General features: G+C 59.7%; 6 protein-coding genes. 2 read left to right on the top strand and 4 right to left on the bottom strand.

Annotated features, from left to right (window positions below):
- Positions 1-4: 4 nt before the first annotated feature.
- From AC2TEM_RS06680 to AC2TEM_RS06670, 3 genes are all read right to left on the bottom strand, one after another.
- Complete coding sequence (locus AC2TEM_RS06680) at positions 5-943, bottom strand: ABC transporter permease (RefSeq protein ID WP_170422950.1); 939 nt, start codon at positions 941-943, stop codon at positions 5-7.
- Positions 944-1029: 86 nt separating this feature from the next.
- Positions 1030-2595: an ABC transporter substrate-binding protein gene (locus AC2TEM_RS06675; protein ID WP_170422948.1), complete on the bottom strand. Its 1566-nt coding sequence runs from the start codon at positions 2593-2595 to the stop codon at positions 1030-1032.
- A 25-nt stretch (positions 2596-2620) separates the two neighbouring features.
- Positions 2621-4597 (bottom strand): CocE/NonD family hydrolase, encoded by a 1977-nt coding sequence (locus AC2TEM_RS06670; RefSeq protein ID WP_480856045.1) that lies wholly within the window; start codon positions 4595-4597, stop codon positions 2621-2623.
- Between the two features lie 131 nt (positions 4598-4728).
- Between AC2TEM_RS06670 and AC2TEM_RS06665 the strand changes: the two genes are divergently transcribed.
- Positions 4729-5532, top strand: coding sequence for a helix-turn-helix transcriptional regulator (locus AC2TEM_RS06665; RefSeq protein WP_170422944.1), 804 nt, complete (start codon positions 4729-4731; stop codon positions 5530-5532).
- A gap of 65 nt (positions 5533-5597) precedes the next feature.
- Here AC2TEM_RS06665 and AC2TEM_RS06660 read toward each other — a convergent pair whose 3' ends face one another.
- On the bottom strand, positions 5598-6635 hold the full coding sequence (locus AC2TEM_RS06660; RefSeq protein WP_170423237.1) for a zinc-dependent alcohol dehydrogenase family protein: 1038 nt from the start codon (positions 6633-6635) through the stop codon (positions 5598-5600).
- Positions 6636-7019: 384 nt separating this feature from the next.
- On the opposite strand from AC2TEM_RS06660, the gene AC2TEM_RS06655 reads away from it, so the two are divergent.
- On the top strand, positions 7020-20231 hold the full coding sequence (locus AC2TEM_RS06655; RefSeq protein ID WP_480856044.1) for a hypothetical protein: 13212 nt from the start codon (positions 7020-7022) through the stop codon (positions 20229-20231).
- The last annotated feature ends 7 nt before the right edge of the window (positions 20232-20238 follow it).

The raw sequence follows: 20238 nt of genomic DNA, 5'->3' as shown, positions 1-20238 counted from the left end.
TTCCTCAATGCGCTTGTCTAGCGCGTGGGTCGAGCCACGCATTGATCAGATCCGCCAGTGCGGTCGACACGACGAACAAACCGGTTGAGATCAGAACCGAGCCCATGACAATCGGGTAATTGCGGGTGGTTATGCTGTCGATCACCAGCTTGCCCAGACCCGGGCGCGCGAACACTATTTCGGCGAATACGGCCGAACTCAGCAGGAAACCCATGCCGACGCCGATCACCGTGACAACCGGAAGAATGGCGATACGCAAGGCATAAACCATCACCACGCGGCGCTCTGCGATACCGAAGGCACGTGCGGTCCGAACGTGGTTTTCGCCTAAGACTTCCAACATCGAGGCGCGCACCAACCGCGCGATGTAGCCCACCCAGCTTAGCCCGATGGCAAAGGCGGGCAAAACGAGGTGATCAATGCGACCCCAGAAGCCTTCGCCCGCGCCGATGGCTGGAAACCACTGAAGATGCACGGCAAAGACCAATAGCGACAGAAGTGCTACGACAAAGGCGGGTGCTGCAACAAAACTGACCGAAATCGCCGCCGCAATGCGATCGATCAGAGTGTTCGGATGGGCGGCGGCATATGCCCCAAGTGCAATTCCCAAAGTGGCGGACCACAGGATCGACGCAAAGATCAGTTCCAGAGTGTAGGGTAGCTGCTGAAACACGATATCTGTCACGGACCGGCCCGAGAATACGTCGATTCCCAGATCGCCACGGACCAGGTTTCCATAGAATATGACCAGCTGTTTCCAGATTGGTTGATCCAGCGCCAACGCAGCGGTGAGCTGGGCCTGAAGCTCAGGTGTTGCGCGTGGCCCCAACATGATCTGGACCGGGTCCCCGGGGACGGCGCGGATCATCAGGAACATGACGGTAACCGCCACGAACAGGATAAGCAGCGCTAGCCCGAAGCGGCGGGTTGCAAACTTCAACATGAAAAGCTGGCTCCTTGTGGATGGGTGGCGAGCTGTTTTATCCGGCGGGCGTCAAACCCCGCCGGACATAGCCGACCTTGGGGAGGTCAGGTCGCCCTGCCGAAGTACCGCAGCAGTGCCAGACCGTCGGGTCTTAGCGCGGGGGTGACACGCGCCGAATGAATCACCGGTGTCGCCTCGTGGGTGATAAAGCGGTAGGCACCACTTTCTTCCATCAGATCCTGCGCCCGCTGATACATCTCAGCGCGTTTGGCCACATCCGCTTCCTTGAATGCCGAGTTGTGAATTTCGTCAAATTCAGCGTTGCTGAACCGCTCCCAGTTCCAGATGCCGACCTGTTCGGTGGTGAACCAGGCCGTCGCATAATATGGATCGGGGGTCATCGAGAAGCGGTTCAGAACCAGTTGCAGGTTCTCGTTGTCTCCGCTTGCCCAGAATGCACCGGATTCCAGTACGTTGACTTCGACCGTGATCCCGATCTGCGCCAGAGTTGCCTGAATGATCTGAGCCGTCGTGGTGAAAGTGGTCTTGTTCAGCGTGTCCAACGTAAGCGTCACATTGGTCTCGCCAGACTCCGCCAGCAATTGCGCCGCTTTCTCGAAGTTTGCCGCCGGAGGGACCAGAGATTGCGGGCGGTGGCCCGCAAGGCCAGGTGCGATGATGCCTGTCGAGGGTTCAGCGGCTCCAAAATAGGCCGCCTCTAGGATGCTTGGTACGTCGACTGCATGTTGAATCGCCTGACGCAGTTTTGGGTTCTGAAGCTTGGGGTGATCCAGATTCATGCCCAACCAGACATAGAACAGTGAGGGTTTCTCGACCAAAGATCCGCCATTCGGAACACCGGCCCGATAGCGTTCGACCGATCCCAGCGAAACCCGAGTCATGTCCAGTTCGCCCGCCTCAAAGGCGATCTCGGCGGTGTTTTCGTCGTCGATCGGCAGGATTTCGATTGTGTCCCATGTTGGTGCGTCACCCTTCCAATCCGGGTTGCGCTTAAGCACGGTTTTTTCTTTGGGTGACCAGCTGTCCCGCAGATAAGGGCCGGATTCAGCGACCGGATCAGCCCCGATGCGGCCCCCTGCGGCCTCGACCGCAGCTTTCGAGACGATGTTGCCGGTTATGTAGGGCAGGGCGATCGACCAAATCGGAGCAAACGGCTCGTTCAGAACGATGGTACCTTCGCGTTCGCTGCTCACTTCGACATGGCTGAACGGACCCAAATCGGGCTTGTTCGGGCTTTCGGTCGCATCGTCCACGATGCGCTCCATGCTGAATTTCACGTCTTCAGCGGTCATCGCACCGAAGCCATTGGTGAAACCGATATCATCGCGTAGGGCGAACTTGATATGGGTCGGGTCAACCTGCTCGATCATCGCCGCCGCATCCAGCTGCCAACCCCATTCCTCGCCGGGCTTGTATTGGATCAGCTTGTTGTAAATCGAGGCATGCACTTCTTCTTCGACAACACCGACGGAATGTGCGGGGTCCATGTTCTGGGCATCACCGTAGGCGCGCACCCGCAACACCCCGTCATCAGCGGCGAAGGCGCGATTGGCCCAGCTTGCAGGCAGCGCGGATGCCGCCCCAAGCGCAGTTGCCCCTTTCAAGAAGCCCCTGCGCCCGACATTTGCTTTTGTCCATTCGATTTTCATGATGTTCTCCCTTGGGTCAGATCGTTTACAGAAGCCTGCGCGGGATGGTTTCGTTCCATTCCTTTGTCAGAACTTCTGTTTTGTCCGCGCCTTCGGTGGCGCGCAGTTTTCGATGCAGATAGAAATTCTCGACGTCACAGGTCATCGCGTTTTCGGTGCTGATCTCGACCTGCCATTCGTCCCTCTCGAACGTGAAACGCCAGCCCGCCGTGAATTGCGCGGTCGCTGGGTCATCGGGATGGATCGCATAGCGCATGGCGACGTGGCTTCCGACGATGAGGCCGTGGCCGGGGTCCTGTGCTTTGCCGTAGTCGTCGAATGTCTCAAGTACGACGGTTCCGTCCGCTTCGATGCGCCGTTCGGATCGGCCCGACGGCGCGCGCAGCTCGGTGCTTTGCAAAGTCGGATAATCCTGCGCTGGTCCGGGATGTGCAGGATCAGCTTCCTCAGACATCGTCCGAACCGGCAAATACAGCGCCGAACCTTGCAGTTGCAATGTCACCTCTGCCGCTTCTGGCGCGGGCCAAACGATTGGCCAGTAAGCGGTAGACAGCGCAAGACGCAGGATATGACCGGGTTTCACGCGATGCGCGCACTCATTTAGTGCAATTTCCGCACTGTAAACTTGACCGGGAACCAACGCTACAGGGGTCTCGTGGCTCTTGTAGTGCGTCAGGTTCAGCGCCCGATAGGTGATCCGCTGAGAAACCCCATCCGGGGCGACATCACACAATCGCGCAATCAGTTGGGCTACCGGTCTGTCCACGGTGAAGGACAGTTTCAGTCGCGCCCGTCCAAGCAGTTCAAGCGGCTTGTCCAGCGGTGCCGTATCGAAACAAAGCGACAGTGCGTCATCGGCTGCTTGATCTTCGGCCAACTCATTGTCGATCCGCATGCCCGGGCAGAAATACCCGCCAGCCTGTCCGATATGGGCCGGATTCGATACGGTTGTCTCGGCCGTAGTGGCGACGTCGGAAAACCCACCCAATCCCAAATGCCAGACTTCATCGCTGACATTGGGCGACGGCCATTCTGTCTCGGCGATCCAGCGGCCCTGCCTGGGTTTGTTCTTTTTGCTCGGGCCAAAATGATCCTGCATATAGGTTCGGTAGGCGGGCAGGTCTTCGGCGCCATTCTGCTGCCCCTTCAGCCAGCGATCAAACCAGCCGATCACCTCGGAATGGAAATCTCCTGCCTCCAGTTTCGAGATATGCGGATAGCGGTGCTCCCACGGTCCGATCAGCGCTTTTGACGGCACGGCCAGATTTGCTGCCAGCGCTGGCGGAGCGTTGACATATGCATCCGACCAACCCGTTATCGCAAGAACCGGAGCTTGAATCGCCGACCAATCCTCGCAAACCGAGCCATGTTTCCAGAACGCGCTGCGCGTTGGATGACGCAGCCAATCGGCTGCTGAGAATGGTACATTCTCAAGTCGGGCAAGCCAGTCTTCTCGCCAATCAGATCGCAGCTCGGGGTCTGCGGGCCGTGTCAAATAGGCGAACATCTGACTGCCCCAGTTGATATTGTCGCTTAACAGGCAGCCGCCCATGAAGTGTATGTCATCGGCGTACCGATCCACGGTCGAGGCGACACTGACCACCGCCTTGAGCTCGGGCGGATGGCGAAAGGCCAGCTGCAGCCCATTGAATCCTCCCCACGAGATACCGATCATCCCAATGTTTCCGTCGCACCAGTTTTGTGCGGCGATCCAACTCAGAACGGCTTCACCATCGCGGAGTTCCTGTTCCGAATACTCGTCGTCGAACTGCCCCTCGCTATCACCGGTTCCGGCAATGTCGACGCGGATGCAGGCGTATCCTGCCTCGGCAAATACTGGATGAGTGGTTGCATCTCGCGGCGCAGTTCCATCCCGTTTGCGATAGGGGAGGTATTCCAGAATGGCGGGTGACGGCCCGGTTTCGGGCAACCAAATTCGTGCAGCCAGTTTCCGACCATCCGGCAGGGCGATCCAGGTGTTTTCGATGATTTTTGTGGACATTCGGAGCGAGGTCCCGTTGTTGCGTTTGGTACAGCCAACCCGCATTCCGAAAATTATTGAACTGAGCTACTTTACGCGCTTTTATTCAATCTTTAGCATTATAGCGTCAAAACGCGAAAGAAATGACGCTTATGTCCGAAAGTTTTTCCGCAAATTTACGGTCTTTGTGCGCCGAGCGAGGCAATATCTCGCAAGTCTGTCGAGAAATCGGCCTGAACAGGCAGCAGTTTAATCGCTACCTCAACGGCGAAAGCTTGCCATCAGCCCACAACCTACGCCGTATCGCTCGGTATTTTGATCTGCCTGAGGCACAGCTTTTTGCGCCTCGGACGGAGTTTGAAGAAACATTAAAAGACTCGATCGTCCGTCGGAAAGAAACTCCTGCCAGCTTGTTTGTTAAGCCGTACAGTGATCAGGTGAAGAATCTCAGACGCTATGTGGGCTTCTATCATTCTTTCTTTTGCACCCCGTCTTGGCAGGGGCGCATTTTTTGTTCTCTGATTCGACTTAAGGAGGTGGATGGCGTCGTGACGATCCGCTCGCACGAAAACGCCACCTCCCCGGACAAAAGCGTTCGGCAGATTTCGCGCTACGAAGGGCTGGTTGCCCTGCGCGGTAACAGGATCTTCGCCACCGAACATGAATGCGGCAAGGAAGGAAGCATTGCGCAGACCATCCTTTATTCCGCGCATCGCCAACAGCTAAAATACTTGCGTGGCATGACAATGGGTGTGGCTTGGCGGCCGTTTCCACACCCTTATGCGGCGAAAACAATCTGGAAACGGCTTGATGAGCGCATTACCGCCCGTGAAGCGCTCACTGCCTGCGGTGTCTATTCAGAACAGAGTAAATCAATCGACCTGGCGGTCCGAAAGTACCTTTTGGGATCAGGCGATGCCCATTTTTCAGCGATACCAACAGAACTTGCCAATTGAGTGATGCATTTTGAAATCGCCGTTTAGTGGCGCCATTTTCGCACGGGGCGGATCCTGTTTGTAACTCAGAACCTTGTGATGACCGTCGCACCGATTGAGGTAAACTTATCCATCCCTATCAAGGCCTTGGGTGCGTCTTCCAGGCTGATTTTTTCCCCCACCAATCGCGCCGGATCCAACTTGCCATTTTTAATCATGTCGAGCATCGCGCCATAGCGATGCGCCTGCATCCCGTGCGAACCAAGCAATTCGATCTCTTGTCCTACGATCTTTGGCATGGGTACTGCTGGCGAAGCGTGATCACCCAGCATCAGACCGACCTGAATGTGCTTGCCGCGCGGACGCAGGCAGAGGATTGAGTTGGTCATAGTGACGGGATGACCCAAAGCGTCGATTGACACATGGGAGCCGCCTTTGGTGATTTCGCGGATCGCTTCGGGAACATCAGCATCTGTACCGTTAATGGTCGCAACTGCACCCAGTTCTTGCGCAAGTTCGAGTCTGGCTTCGTCTAGATCAACCCCGATGACATTGGCCCCGACGGCGGCAGCAATCATAACGGCTGACAGACCGACCCCACCGCAGCCATGTATGGCAACCCATTGACCGGCCGAGACCCTTCCCTGATCGACGACCGCGCGGAATGAAGTGGCAAACCTGCAGCCAAGGCTGGCGGCGGTTGCAAATTCCATGGTTTCAGGCAGCGCGACCAAATTAAGGTCAGCCTGATGAATTGGCACATATTCCGCGAAACTGCCCCAATGGGTAAAGCCGGGTTGCTCTTGATACAGACAGACTTGCTGATGCCCTGCGTGACATTCGCTGCACGTTCCGCAGCCGCAGACGAAAGGCACGGTTACCTTGTCGCCAACTTTCCAGTTCTTTACATCCCGTCCGACGGCTTCGACCACGCCAGCCAACTCATGACCGGGTATGTGAGGCAGCTCGATATCACTGTCATGCCCCATCCACCCGTGCCAATCGCTGCGACAAACGCCAGTGGCTTCGACCTTCAGAACAACGCCATGAGTATCGGGTGCAGGGTCGTCGATTATGACAACCTTGGGGGTTTGTTGGAACTTCTCGAACAGGACAGCCTTCATAGTGTGCTCTTTCATTTTTTCGAAAAGTTGTGTGAACCTAAACCAACTCAGCCGAACTGATCCAGCCTTAGGGATGAACCCAAGTTGTGGCATTTTAGCACTATTTTAACCAAATCCAGTTTTAGACAAATTTAAGAAATCCACTCTCCTTAAACTTGCGCATATCTTTCTTTAGGTGGTGATGGGGAAATTCCCAAAAGCAATGTGTTGCTTTTGGGTGCAGCTCTTCTTTGCCTTCTGTGCTGGTGAATTGGGTTGTAGGGTCTCAAGGTGTCAAAGTTTTCAAACCTGCTGTTTGCGCTTTCTATTTTTCTATTTAATTCAACACCTTTGCTTGCCGCGCCGACTGCAGATTCAATTGTTGGAGACACTGTTAACAACCCTGTGACTGGTCTGGATACGACAGTCACTGCACTGATTGTGGATCCCGCTTCAACACCTACAGCCGGGACGACGGCTTTTGTTGAGACGGCGGATGGCTATGTGTTTCTCGTCAAAGATGCCGGCGATACAATTTACAACTCTGACAATCCCCCGCTGGCATTTGAGATTGTATCGATAACGGGAACAACGGCTCAGATCAGTAATTCTGGTGCGACCGGAACGGCCAGCTTGTCCACTCAGCTGACCCTGTCTCAGTACAACAGCAACTTCAACAGTTCGGGTACTCCTGGCTCTGTCACCCCGCCGGTGAACGTCTCCGGACCTAACGGTGTGAGCCAGGTCGTTTACGGGCGAGATGGCAGCAATGGGCGCGATGGTGCGCTTGTTGTGCCACCAAGTTCAGGTGGAAACGGTGCCGATGGCCCAACCCAGACTCAAACCCTGAGCGGGAATGTCAACGCAACCAGCAATGTCGGTTGGCAAGTGGGTAGCGTTGGCGGTGACGGTGGTCAGGGCGGCGACTCGTATCTGAGCTTTTGGGACGGGCGCGATGGCGGCGACGGCGGGGAGGGCGGCACGGTAAACGCAACACAATCCTCCAGCAGCACGATCCAGACATCGGGCGACGGCTATGACGGTATATTTGCGTTCAGCCGCAGCGGCGAGGCTGGTGATGGTGGCAGCGGCTTCGCGGCTCCGGGTGGGGGCACCGGTGGCCACTCGGCAGATGGTGGCGACGTAACCGTTACGCAGCGGGGTGACATTTCTACGTCCGGCGACTCGGCTGATGGCATCTATGCGCTGAGCGTTTCGAACAACGGCGGTAATGGTGGGTCACAATGGGGGCTGGTTGGCTCGTCCGGTAACGGAGGCTATGGCGGTAGCGGTGGCACCGTAACGGTAAACACGACCTCAAGCGGTAGCATCTTGACGACCGGCGACTATGCGAACGGTATTTACGCCCAATCCATCGGCGGTTCGGGGGGGTCAGCGGGGACAAGTGGCAACTTGTTGGTTTCGCTCATTGGCGGGGCCGATAATGGCGGAAATGGAGGCAGGGTTAACGTCTCGCATGGTGGCGCGATTGAAACACAAGGTGATTTCGCACGCGGTATTGTTGCCCAGTCCATCGGCGGCGGCGGCGGTTCGGGCGGAACTGCAGGCGGCCTGGTATCCCTTTCTCTTGGTGGTGTGGGCTCGAACGGCGGTAGCGGGGACGCGGTAAATGTCACTGTGCAAGGTTCGGGAAGCATCCTGACTTCGGGCATTGGTGCCGATGGCGTCATGGCGCAATCCATCGGCGGCAGCGGTGGAACCGGTGCAAACTCCTATGGGCTTGTTGCGATTGGTGGCACAGGATCTCGGGGCGGAACGGGCGCTGCGGTGAGCGTCAGCAACTACGGGCGTATTGTAACCGAAGACGACAACGCCCGCGGGATTATCGCGCAATCCATCGGCGGCGGTGGCGGTGACGGCGGCTCGTCCGGCGGAATGGTCTCGGTCGGTGGCAATGGCAGCGGCGGTGGCAGCGGGTCCACTGTGACGATCGTGAATGACGGGATCATCACCACTTCGGGTGATGATGCGATGGGTATTCTGGCCCAGTCGATTGGTGGCGGTGGCGGCAATGGTGGTTCGTCCGGTTCGGTAGGTGCGTTTGTCGGGGTAGCCATCGGTGGTGATGGCGGGGCCGGAGGGACCGGTGGCAATGTCAACGTAACCTTATCCAACACCGATGGCAGCCAGCCGTCGGCTATCCGGACTTCGGGCGCGCGCTCGGCAGGTGTATTTGCACAATCCGTCGGCGGCGGTGGCGGCAACGGTGGCGGAGCGGTCTCGGTTGCGGTTGGCGCATTCGGCGCGGCATCGGTCTCGGTTGGTGGGTCCGCTGGCAATGGTGGCAACGGTGGGACGGTCACGCTTAGCGGCAGCGGTTCAGCTTCTGTACAAACCGGTGGTGACGACTCGGTTGGGGTGATGCTGCAATCTGTTGGCGGTGGTGGCGGCAATGGTGGCTATGCCGTATCTGTCGCAGCGTCAGGCGGCCCGGTATCGGGTTCGCTGGCTGTTGGGGTTGGCGGTGACGGTGGTACGGGCGGCACGGGTGGTCCGGTCACTGTTGGCCAGTTCGATGGTAGGGGCGTCGCAACGGCAGCTGGGTTTGAAGGCACTGTCGTCACGACCGGAAACCGATCGACAGGCATGCTGTTCCAGTCCGTCGGCGGGGGTGGTGGCAATGGTGGTTTGGCGGTCGCTGCGACCGGTGGCGCCTCGGCACTATTTTCGGGCAACGTATCAGTTGGAATTGGCGGCAAGGCCGGCAGTGCGGGCAATGGTGGACTTGTTCAGGTCTATACCAATGCTGACGTGACCACGACTGGCACAAGCTCCAGTGCGATTATCGCGCAATCCGTTGGCGGCGGTGGCGGTAATGGTGGTGGAAGCATCGCGGCCGGTATCAGCGCAAGCGGAGGCGCTGCGGTCGGGATCAACGTTGGTGTCGGCGGAGATGGTGGTGGTGCCGGTATCGGTGGCAACGTCACTTTGCGTGCCGGTGGGACCTCAATCGAAACCAGTGGCGCATTCTCCAGCGGTGTCGTTGCGCAATCCGTTGGCGGCGGCGGTGGCAATGGTGGTTATGCCATCGGTGCCAGCGCCGATATTGCGGGCGGCGCTGCCGGGTCCATCAGTGTAGGCCTCGGCGGCAAAGCTGGCGGTGGAGGTGCGGGCGGCACAGTGACGGCCCAAGTTGATGCGGATGTCACCACCCGTGGGGATGATGCCGGTGCGGTCGTGGTGCAATCCATCGGCGGTGGCGGTGGCAATGGCGGCTTCAGCGTCGCTGCTGGCTTGGCGGCCGGCGGTGGCGGTGCCGGAACGATTGGAGTCGGACTTGGCGGCGACGGAGGCAGCGGCGGCATAGGCGGTACGGTAACCGGCGTGCGCGTCAACGGCGACGTTCGGACCGAAGGTGCACGCTCGACGGCTGTCGTTATTCAATCCATCGGCGGTGGCGGTGGTAATGGTGGTTTCAATGTCACCGCCGGAGTGGCAGCGGCAGGAGCCGGTGCTGGGTCAATTGGCGTCGGGCTCGGCGGCAACGGCGATACAGGCGGCAATGGCGGCGTGGTTGAAGGCCAGGTTGCAGGAAACGTCACAACAGTGTCCGAAGGTTCAGGCGGCGTAGTTTTCCAATCCATCGGCGGCGGTGGTGGCAATGGTGGCTTCAACGTGACGGCCGGTGTTGCTGGTGCGGGGGCAGGTGGCGGTGCCGTCACCGTTGGCCTTGGTGGCGACGGCTCAGGAGGTGGAATCGGTCAATCGGTGACAGGCCGAGTCACAGGCACCGTAAGCACCGGTGGCGCGGACTCTACTGCCGTTCTGGCACAGTCCGTTGGCGGAGGCGGTGGCAATGGTGCTTTTAATGTTAGCGCGTCACTTGCAGGGGCTGGGGTTGCGAGCGGTGCAGTTTCAGTTGGCCTTGGCGGTGACGCAGGTACGGGCTCGACGGGTGGCGCTGTCAATCTGACGACTACAAATACGATTGTAACTGTCGGGGACCGTTCTTCAGGCGTCGTCGCCCAATCCATCGGCGGTGGTGGCGGCAATGGTGGGTTTAATATCTCGGGGACCGGGGCCGGTGCAGGTACTGCAAGCGGTGCGGTCAGCGTCGGGCTTGGTGGAACGGGCGCAGGTGGCGGTAATGGCGGGTCGGTTACGCTAAGGTCCAGTGGGACAATTCTGACGCAAGGCGACTCGGCGACAGCATTCCTCGCGCAGTCCATCGGCGGTGGCGGAGGTAACGGCGGGTTTAACGTCAGCGCATCGGTTCAGGGATCGGGCACTGCAGGGGCTGGCGTCTCGGTCGGATTGGGTGGCAACGGCGGCGGTGGAGGCGATGGCAGCACGGTCGATGCCACATCGAATAATGCGGTTGAAACGCAGGGGGATCAGTCCTCGGGCGTCGTAGCGCAATCCATCGGTGGCGGAGGCGGCAATGGTGGGTTCAACGTAGCCCCGGTTCTGTCGGGCGCAGGTACAGCCAGTGGTGCGGTGAGTGTAGGACTGGGTGGTTCAGGTGATACCGGCGGCAATGGCGGCATTGTCACGCTGACTTCGAATGGCACCATCCTGACGGATGGCTTCGCCTCAAGTGGGTTTGTTGCGCAGTCGCTTGGCGGTGGCGGAGGTAACGGCGGGTTCAATGTCTCGCCCACCGTGTCCGGGGCTGGAACGGGCGCGGGATCGGTTTCGGTTGGTCTGGGCGGCTCAGGGTCCGCCGGGGGTGACGGCAGTTTGGTGACGGCCAGCACAACAGCTAACGTGGTGACCCGAGGGGATGCTTCGGTGGGTATACTCGCGCAGTCCGTTGGTGGCGGCGGTGGTAATGGTGGCTTCAATGTCTCACCGGCTTTGGCTGGGGCCGGCACCGGATCGGGCGCGATCAGCGTTGGCCTGGGTGGGTCCGGTGGCAGTGGCGGCACGGGGGGTGTTGTTGGCCTGACGGTTGCCAATAGTGTTCAAACCGAAGGTGCGCAGTCCAGCGCAGTTGTGGCGCAATCAATCGGCGGCGGCGGCGGCAATGGCGGGTTCAACGTTTCTGCTTCCGTCGGTGGCGCAGGTACGGGTTCTGGCGCTGCGGCAGTTGGCTTGGGCGGTCGCGGAACTGGTGGCGGTGACGCCTCGGCGGTCACGGCGAATGTAACCGGGAATCTGATCACGCAAGGTGAAACCTCCAGCGGTCTCTTGGCACAATCTGTCGGCGGTGGCGGCGGTAATGGTGGCATGAACGTCTCGGTTGCAGTGGCCGCGGCGGGCACTGGCTCGGGTGGGGCATCCGTGGGTCTTGGTGGCGCGTCCGGTACCGGCGGCAACGGAGGCACAGTTGAAGCCACATTGAACGGAAACGTCTCGACACAAGGCGATGAATCCGGCGGGGTGATCGTGCAAAGCCTTGGCGGCGGTGGTGGCAATGGAGGTATGAATGTCTCGGCCACAGTCACTGTCGCAGGAACCGGCAGCGGTGGTGCGTCTGTTGGTCTTGGTGGCAGCGGTGGCGACGGGGGCGACGCGGATACGGCCGAAGGCACGGTCGTTGGCAATGTTATCACTACCGGTGACAATTCTGGCGGCGTCTTGGTGCAATCTGCTGCGGGTGGCGGCGGCAATGGCGGGCTGAACGTATCAGCAGCCGTGAACATCTCGGGGACCGGGGGCGGCGCCGTCGGGGTTGGCATCGGTGGCTCGGGTGGCGATGGCGGTGCTGCGAGCGCGGCGACGGGTTCGGTCACCGGCGATGTCACTACAAGTGGTGAGAACGCGACGGGCGTTCTGGTCCAATCCGTTGGCGGCGGCGGCGGTAATGGCGGCGTCAACATCTCGGGCGCTCTGAGCATCGCACGCACTGGATCGGGTGCGGCAGGTATCGGCGTGGGCGGCTTCGGCGGCAGTGGCGGGACCAGCGGGGTAGTCGACAACACGTTCTCGGGCAATGTGAGCACCTCGGGTCCGCGGTCGGCAGGTATTATCGCACAAAGCCTTGGCGGAGGTGGCGGCAATGGCGCCACAAACATTTCCGGGGCCATTTCTGTAGCCAGCAACTATTCCGGCGGTTTGGGGATCGGCGTCGGCGGCTTTGGCGGGGACGGTGGTGCGGCAGATAACGTCACGCAGCGGGTCACCGGAGATGTCATGACAACCGGTGATGACTCGGTCGGCATTCTGACGCAAAGCCTCGGCGGCGGTGGTGGCAACGGCGGCACCAACATCTCGGCAGCGTTGTCTATGTCCCGATCAGCCAATGCGGCGGTCGGCATCGGTGTGGGCGGTTTTGGCGGCGGCGGCGCTGATGCCGGCGCGTTGGTGCAATCGACAATCACCGGTGGAGTAACCACAACAGGTGATCGCAGCACCGGGATCCTGACACAGAGCCTTGGCGGCGGTGGTGGCAACGGCGGCACTAATATCTCGGCCTCGTTGGGTATCAGCCAGGAAAATGGCGGCTCGGTCAGTCTGGGCGTTGGCGGCTTCGGTGGCGGGGCGGGTAACGCTGGTGAAGTGAACAGCACATTGCGCTCAAGAACGGACAGCAGTGGCACAACTTCGGTGGTAACCACTGGCGTAGACAGTATTGGTGTCATGGCCCAGTCGGTCGGCGGCGGCGGCGGTAACGGCGGTCTGAACGTTTCTGGCGCTGTCAATCTCACCGGCAAATCCGGTGCAGCGGTTGCCCTGGGACTTGGTGGCTTTGGTGGCGGTGGTGGCAATGCCGATGCGGTCACGTTGGATGTTCAAAGCGATGTAGTGACGGCGGGCGACGGATCGCATGGTCTGTTTGCGCAAAGCCTTGGTGGCGGTGGCGGCACCGGGGGCGTGAATATTTCGGGCACTCTGGCGCTGACTAAACCATCGGGGTCGGACACGATCTTTTCGGTTTCAGCGGGTGTTGGCGGCTTTGGCGGGGCTGGCGGTGACGCAAGTGACGTCGATCTGGACTATACCGGCAATGTGCAGGCCGTTCCGATGGTCGAGCAATCGGATGGAACATTCGCTGTTGATGAAAGCAAAGGAGCCAGTGGCATCGTTGCTCAGTCGCTTGGCGGCGGCGGCGGTGACGGTGGTACGAACGTCTCGGGCGGCCTCGCGATCAGCGGCAAACCCGGCGCAGGCCAGACAGATAGCAGCAAATCCTACGCGGTTGTCGTGGGCGTCGGGGGCTTTGGTGGCGGCGGTGGAGACGCCGGAAATGTCGATGTGAACATTGGCGCAGGCAGTACGATCACAGCTCACGGCACTGGCCAATCCGGCCTGCTGGCCCAATCCGTTGGCGGCGGCGGTGGCAACGGTGGTCTGAACGTGTCAGGCGGGATCGTATCCGACAGCTCTCTGATCGTGGGCGTCGGTGGTTTCGCAGGCGATGGCGGTCAGGCCGGAGACGTCACGGTCACCTCGCAAGCGGATATTACGGTTACAACGAACCCGGACGATATATCGATCCCCAATACAACGACGTTCGAAGACAAACTGCGTGATTTCCTGGGCGACTCGATCGTAGATGAGACCGAGGAATTGGCGTCGAACTTCGGGTTGGAACGCCTGTTCATCGACATGGGTGTCTTCAACGAAGAAAAGCCGGATACTGACGGTTCGGCGGGTCTACTGGCGCAGTCCATCGGCGGCGGCGGCGGCAATGGCGGTCTGAATGTCTCGGGTGGAATCGCGCTCAGCAAAGATGGCAAGATCCCTTCGGTTACGTTTGGCGTCGGAGGCTTTGGCGGTGACGGCAATGTCTCGGGCAATGTGGGCGTCAATCACGCGGGAACTGTGTCAGTCGCCGGCAACTGGAAACATGGAGTTTTGGCCCAGTCGATCGCAGGCGGCGGTGGCAACGGTGCATTGAATGTGACCGGGCAGCTGAACTATGGCGACTCCAACAACTCGGACGGCAAAACGGATCTGAGCATTGTGGGCGGCCTTGGCGGCCACGGAGGTACTGGTGCGGATGCGGGTGACGTGTCGGTCACTCAGACCGGCAACATCGCAACAAATGGCTATCACGCGCGTGGAATCTTTGCCCAGAGCATCGGCGGCGGCGGTGGCACTGGCGGCATCAATGCAACCTTTGTTGGTACTAAGGACAGCTCACCGATCGCGATGGGGATCGGCGGCTTTGGCGGCGGTGGCGGCGATGCGGGTGACGTGACCGTCGCGCGTGGCACAGCGGCCCTTGCTGCGGGGACAATCACGACCGATGGCGTTGGATCGCACGGTATCGAGGCGTCGAGCATTGGCGGCGGCGGCGGCGATGCCGGGATCAACGCAGTTGTGGGTATCAGCAAGACCACCGGCAATCAAAGTAACGGCGGCACCGGCGATTCCACGGATCGCAAGACACCGACCAATACCGGCGTCGATGACTCGGTCATCGCCAACTACAACGCGGTTTTGGATGAGCTTGAAGGCAAGGTGAACCCTGCAGATTCCTCGGGCAACAAAACCGGAGTGTCGGCGGTGGTTGCCATCGGTGGCGATGCAGGTACGGCAGGGGACGGTGGCGGGGTCGATGTTGACCACTATGGTGATATCGTCACCTTGCAAGATGGCAGCCACGGTGTGTTTGGGCAATCCATCGGCGGTGGCGGCGGCAACGCCGCCTTGAACCTCGGCATGACCTATGAGCTTGCCTCCGACGCGACCAACAAAGGCTTTGGCTTGGCTATTGGCGGCGGCACGGGTGAGGGCGGCATCGGTGGTTCGGTGGATGTGCGCAATACAGGCGACATCGCGACCTCGGGCGCAGATTCCCATGGTCTGTTTGCGCAATCCGTTGGCGGCGGCGGCGGCAATGCTGGCTACAATTCGGCATCGACGTCGGTTGATGGCGGCAATGTAAACATCCAGATCGGCCGCACGGGTGGAACCGGGGGCAGCGGCGGGGACGTCTATGCCAGCTCGAACGGCGCGATCAGCACGACGGGCAACCGGTCTTATGGCTTCTTTGCACAGTCCATCGGCAATGGCGGGGGTAACTCGTCATCAACTTCGGTCAGCATCGGCACCCCGAAATCCGGCGACAGCAAAGGCAACAAAGCCAGCCTGTCAGTCGGGCTTGAAGGCGGTACGGGTGGCGCGGCAGGCGATGTGACTTCTGTGGTGGCGGGCACCGTCGTCACGCAGGGCGATGACGCACATGGCGTATTTGCGCAGTCAGTTGGCGGCGGCGGAGGCAATGGCGGTAAGGCCAGCAACTCGGCTGGCAAGGGCACGTCAATTGCCTTGTCCATCGGTGGTACCGGCGGCACCGGAGGCGTTGGTGGCACGGTGGACGTGACCAACACTGCCCAGATCGCAACGTTCGGAGATCGCTCGATTGGGCTGATGGCGCAATCCATCGGTGGCGCAGGCGGAACTGGCGGCATGGTACAGGCCGGACAATCGAACCTCGATACCATCAAAGCTGTGGTCAACCCGTCCACAGTCGGCACCACAGCATCGATCAACATAGGCGGTACAGGTGGGGACGGTATGACCTCGGACATCGTGACCGTTGTGAGCGACGGAATAATCAGCACAGCAGGCACCATGGCCCATGGTATCTTTGCGCAGTCCGTCGGAGGCGGCGGCGGCATGGGTGGTGTCGTGGAAAACCGCATCATCAGCCTGCGTAAGGAGATTGGAAACACCGCGACATTGTCCATCGGCGGCAACGGCGGCTCGGGTGCGATGTCGGCGGCGGTATCTGTGACCAACCGGGACGTGATCCTGACCACGGGCGACAAGTCGGTTGGTATCTACGCGCAATCGGTCGGCGGTGGCGGCGGTGATGCACAGCAGGTTCGAAACATTATTCTGGGCCGGTCCTCGGAGGGGTCTACGACAAACGCGATCCTTATTGGTGGCACCGGCGGCACCGGTGGTTCTGGCAGTACAACCACTGTTGTGAACGAAGCCGATGGTACGATCGTGACCGGCGGAGCCGAAAGCCACGGTATCTTCGCGCAGTCTGTCGGCGGTGGCGGCGGCAATGGCGGATCGACAATCTCGGTCGATGGTCGCTATGGCGGGGCCGAGGCGAGCACTCGGCGGGCGTTGCAGTTTGGCCTGGGTGGCTCGGGTGGTTCCGGTGGAACCGGAGGCAACGTGGCCGTCACAAATGCGGGTACGATCATCACCATTGGTGCAGGTGCGCATGGCATCTTTGCTCAATCCGTTGGTGGCGGCGGCGGCAATGGTGGGAGTTCGATTACAGGGACGCTGCGGCTAAAGACTGGGGACAATAGCTCTCCGACCGCGCAGTTGAACATCGGTGGTTCGGGTGGCAGTGGCAATGCTGCCGGAAACTCGGTTGTCACCAATACCGGCGACATCCGCGTTGATGGCGAAGGGGCCTACGGTATCTTCGCACAATCCGTTGGTGGCGGTGGTGGCAATGGTGGATTAGCCGTTGCGATGGATGTGAATGACCTCAAAAACACCATGACCGGCCAGTCATACTCGAAGATCGCCATTGGCGGTTCTGGTGGTGACGGGGCGGATGGTGGAGATGTCACGGTCAACCATACCGGTACGATTGTCGTGAACGCTGAAAACGGGTTCGGTATCTATGCCCAATCCGTAGGTGGCGGCGGCGGTAATGCGGGATATTCGGTATCGTCGCCCTTGGTCTCGGCGCTGGACTACACGATCTCTCATGTGTTGGGCGCGCGAGAAGGGACCACCGGATCGGTGGGAACCGCGACTGTCAATTCAACCGGTGACATTCTGGTGAATGGTGCAGGCAGCGAGGCCATCTTCGCACAATCCGTCAATGGCGGCGGCGGCAACTCTGAAACATCGGTCGACTTTACGACCGCGACGGCAAGCGCGGGTGGAACCGGCACTGTTTATATCAGTGACATCTCGCTGGGCGGTGATGATGTTTCGGGCACGGCGGGCAGCCAGGTTGCCCAGTCGCACGTCGGTAACATAGCGACCACCAGTGACCGCTCGACAGGTCTGATGCTGCAGAGTGTTGGCGGCGGTGGTGGCACATCGGCCAACAACATCAGCCTTCAGGATGGCGACGGTATCGAGATTGATGCGCGCCTGGGCGCGATTGATACGAATGATGCAGCAGGTGGCGATGTGTTCGGCAGCCGGACTGGCGATGTCGGCACTGATGGTGCGTTTTCCTCTGCAGGTACGGCGCAATCTATTGGCGGCGGCGGCGGTAAGCTGGTGCTCAACAGCACGGGCACGGCTGATACCAACAGGTTTGCTTCGGTAATCCTGGGGTCCGATCCAAGCTTCCGCAACAGCGGCGGTGATATCGATCTTGATCTGAATGGAGATGTCTTCACCAGCGGTGACCGGTCCTTTGGCCAAAGCGTTCAAAGCATCGGCGCGGGTGGTGGTGAAGCTGTCGTTGCTGGTCTTGGAGGCGTCGATGTGACCCTCGGGGCTCAGGACGATTCAACTGGAGATGGTGGCAACGTCGATTTCACCAATACCGGTGACGTAAACACAAGTGGTACCGGATCGCATGCGTTCGTGATCCAGAGCATCGGTGGCGGCGGTGGTCTTGTCACGACAGACCTGGACCCCAGCCAGGTGACCGTAAATCTGTCAGCTGCAAATGGCGGGGACGGCGGGGACATTCTGTTCTCGCAAACTGGTAACACGGTCACCAGCGGAGAGAACGCGATCGGTGTCGCCGCGCAGTCGTTGGGTGGTGGTGGCGGCATCGTCGATTCCATATTCCGGGGTGCCGCAGGTGGCGCCGGGTCGGGCGGTGCTATCGACATGACCCTGACCGGCAATGTCTTGTCGGTCGGCGACGGTGGCATTGGTGTCTTTGCACAATCCGAAGGCCGTGACGGTGCAGACGCCATTATGCTTGGGTTCGATGGTGTTGTCATGGGCGGCACCGGGCAAGCGAACTCGGTTGCCTCGATCATTGTCGAAGGAGGTACCGACAACACGCTGACCCTATCAGAAGACACGGTGCTGATCGCGGGCAATAACCAACTGGTGAACGGCGGCGATGGCAATGAACAAATCACGCTGTCCGGACGCGCGCTTGGGAACCTGAACCTTGGTGACGGGACGAATGGCCTGACCGTGGAAGATGGTGCAACCTTCTATGCATTGGATACCGTGAATCTGGGCGACGCCGGGCTCATGCAGGTAGATGGCAACTTGGTTCTGGGCGCAAATTGGGGCGTCGACGGAGGTCTGACGGCTGCTGTTCAAGCGGATGATTTTTCCTTCACCGAAAATGTCAGCCAGACCACGAACGTGACCGGAAGTCTGGCCTTTGGCGGCACTGCGACTTCAACGTTCGACGTGTATTTCCGAACCACTGGCATATCGGGTGGAGACAGCGATCTGATCAATGTCACCGGGGATGCCACCATTGGTGGTACATTGGTGCCGCGGTTGAACACGCTCGAACGCGCGTTGCCGCTTGTCATCATCAATCCCGATGGAACGGCCGCAGATGCTGGCACGACCATCCAGGACACTGTGGTTCTGGATTACTCCATTGGTTTGAACGGGGCGACGTCGGACGGCAGTTCGATCGATCTGGTGATCACACCAGACTATTCGACGCCCAGGATGAACTCCAACCAGACCGCGATCGGTGACTATATCAATGATGTCCTGAACGGGCGGGGAACGTCCGACCAGGGCGAGCTTTTGGCGCTGATCGGGAACATGCAATCCGAGGCCGATGTGATCGCGGCCATTAAGAGCTTGTCGACAGCGGACTACGCCGCAGATGCGGTGGATGCGTATTTTGGCACGCGGGTATTCGCGGATACGCTGCAAAACTGCGAACGCTACACCAATTATCAAGCCGGGGATGATCCGCGTAACTGTATCTGGTTTACCGGCGGCCGCTATTTCTTCGACCGCGAGCAGACCGGGATTTACAACGATCTGAACGTCAATAACACCAATTGGTCGGCGGGTGTCCGGCTACCGGTGGGGGATGAGTTGTATGCAGGGTTTGCCTTGGGCTACGATCAGATCAGCCTGCAGAACGGATCGCAATACAATGCATCCGGCGATCGGTTTAATCTGGGTGCATCGCTGACCAAATACACAGGCGCGTGGGAGTTTGCGGCCATGCTGTCGGCAGGTTGGTCAAACTACGATACAAGCCGTGCAGGTGGGATCCGGGGCGTTTTGCCCAATGGCACTATTGTGGACACCGTTGGTGTCAGCGAGATCAAGCACAAGATGAACCACCAGAACCTGCGGCTCAGCCTGGCGTATGATCAAAGACTTGGCGCTGGTGGAGCGTACCTGCGCCCCGAACTGGCCGTCGATGCGACGCGGTTGGCGACGGAAAGCAATGGCGATGCCACTTTGTCAGGTATCGTCTTGCAGGACGACAACGAGATGATCTATTCGCTGACGCCGTCGATTGAGATCGGGACCGAGCAGATCCTGAGCGCCTCGCAGAAACTGCGTGCGAGCCTGCGCGCCGGTGCCATCCTCTCGTCTGACGACACGGTGTCGGTAACCGCTGGCTTCAGTGGGGCCAGCGCCTCCGACGGAGGGTTCGTGAATACCAGCTATATCGGTGACGCCCACGGCGTCGTGTCCGCGCGGTTGGGATTGTTTGCTTTGGATGACAGCAGCTTTATCAACCTGAGCCTGGACCATATGTTTGGAGACTCAACCGAAGCCCTGCAGGTTGGCATTGGCCTTGGGATACAATTCTAGTTTATGA

It is taken from the genome of Ruegeria sp. HKCCD3925, from assembly GCF_057221175.1.
The sequence above is the reverse complement of the archived record's forward strand: the minus strand, read 5'-3'. Positions and strand labels throughout refer to the sequence as shown.

Excerpts from the sequence above, each read along its gene's own strand:
- AC2TEM_RS06680 (WP_170422950.1), bottom strand. The coding sequence starts at position 943 with ATGTTGAAGTTTGCAACCCGCCGCTTCGGGCTAGCGCTGCTTATCCTG.
- AC2TEM_RS06675 (WP_170422948.1), bottom strand. The coding sequence starts at position 2,595 with ATGAAAATCGAATGGACAAAAGCAAATGTCGGGCGCAGGGGCTTCTTG.
- AC2TEM_RS06670 (WP_480856045.1), bottom strand. The coding sequence starts at position 4,597 with ATGTCCACAAAAATCATCGAAAACACCTGGATCGCCCTGCCGGATGGT.
- AC2TEM_RS06665 (WP_170422944.1), top strand. The coding sequence starts at position 4,729 with ATGTCCGAAAGTTTTTCCGCAAATTTACGGTCTTTGTGCGCCGAGCGA.
- AC2TEM_RS06660 (WP_170423237.1), bottom strand. The coding sequence starts at position 6,635 with ATGAAGGCTGTCCTGTTCGAGAAGTTCCAACAAACCCCCAAGGTTGTC.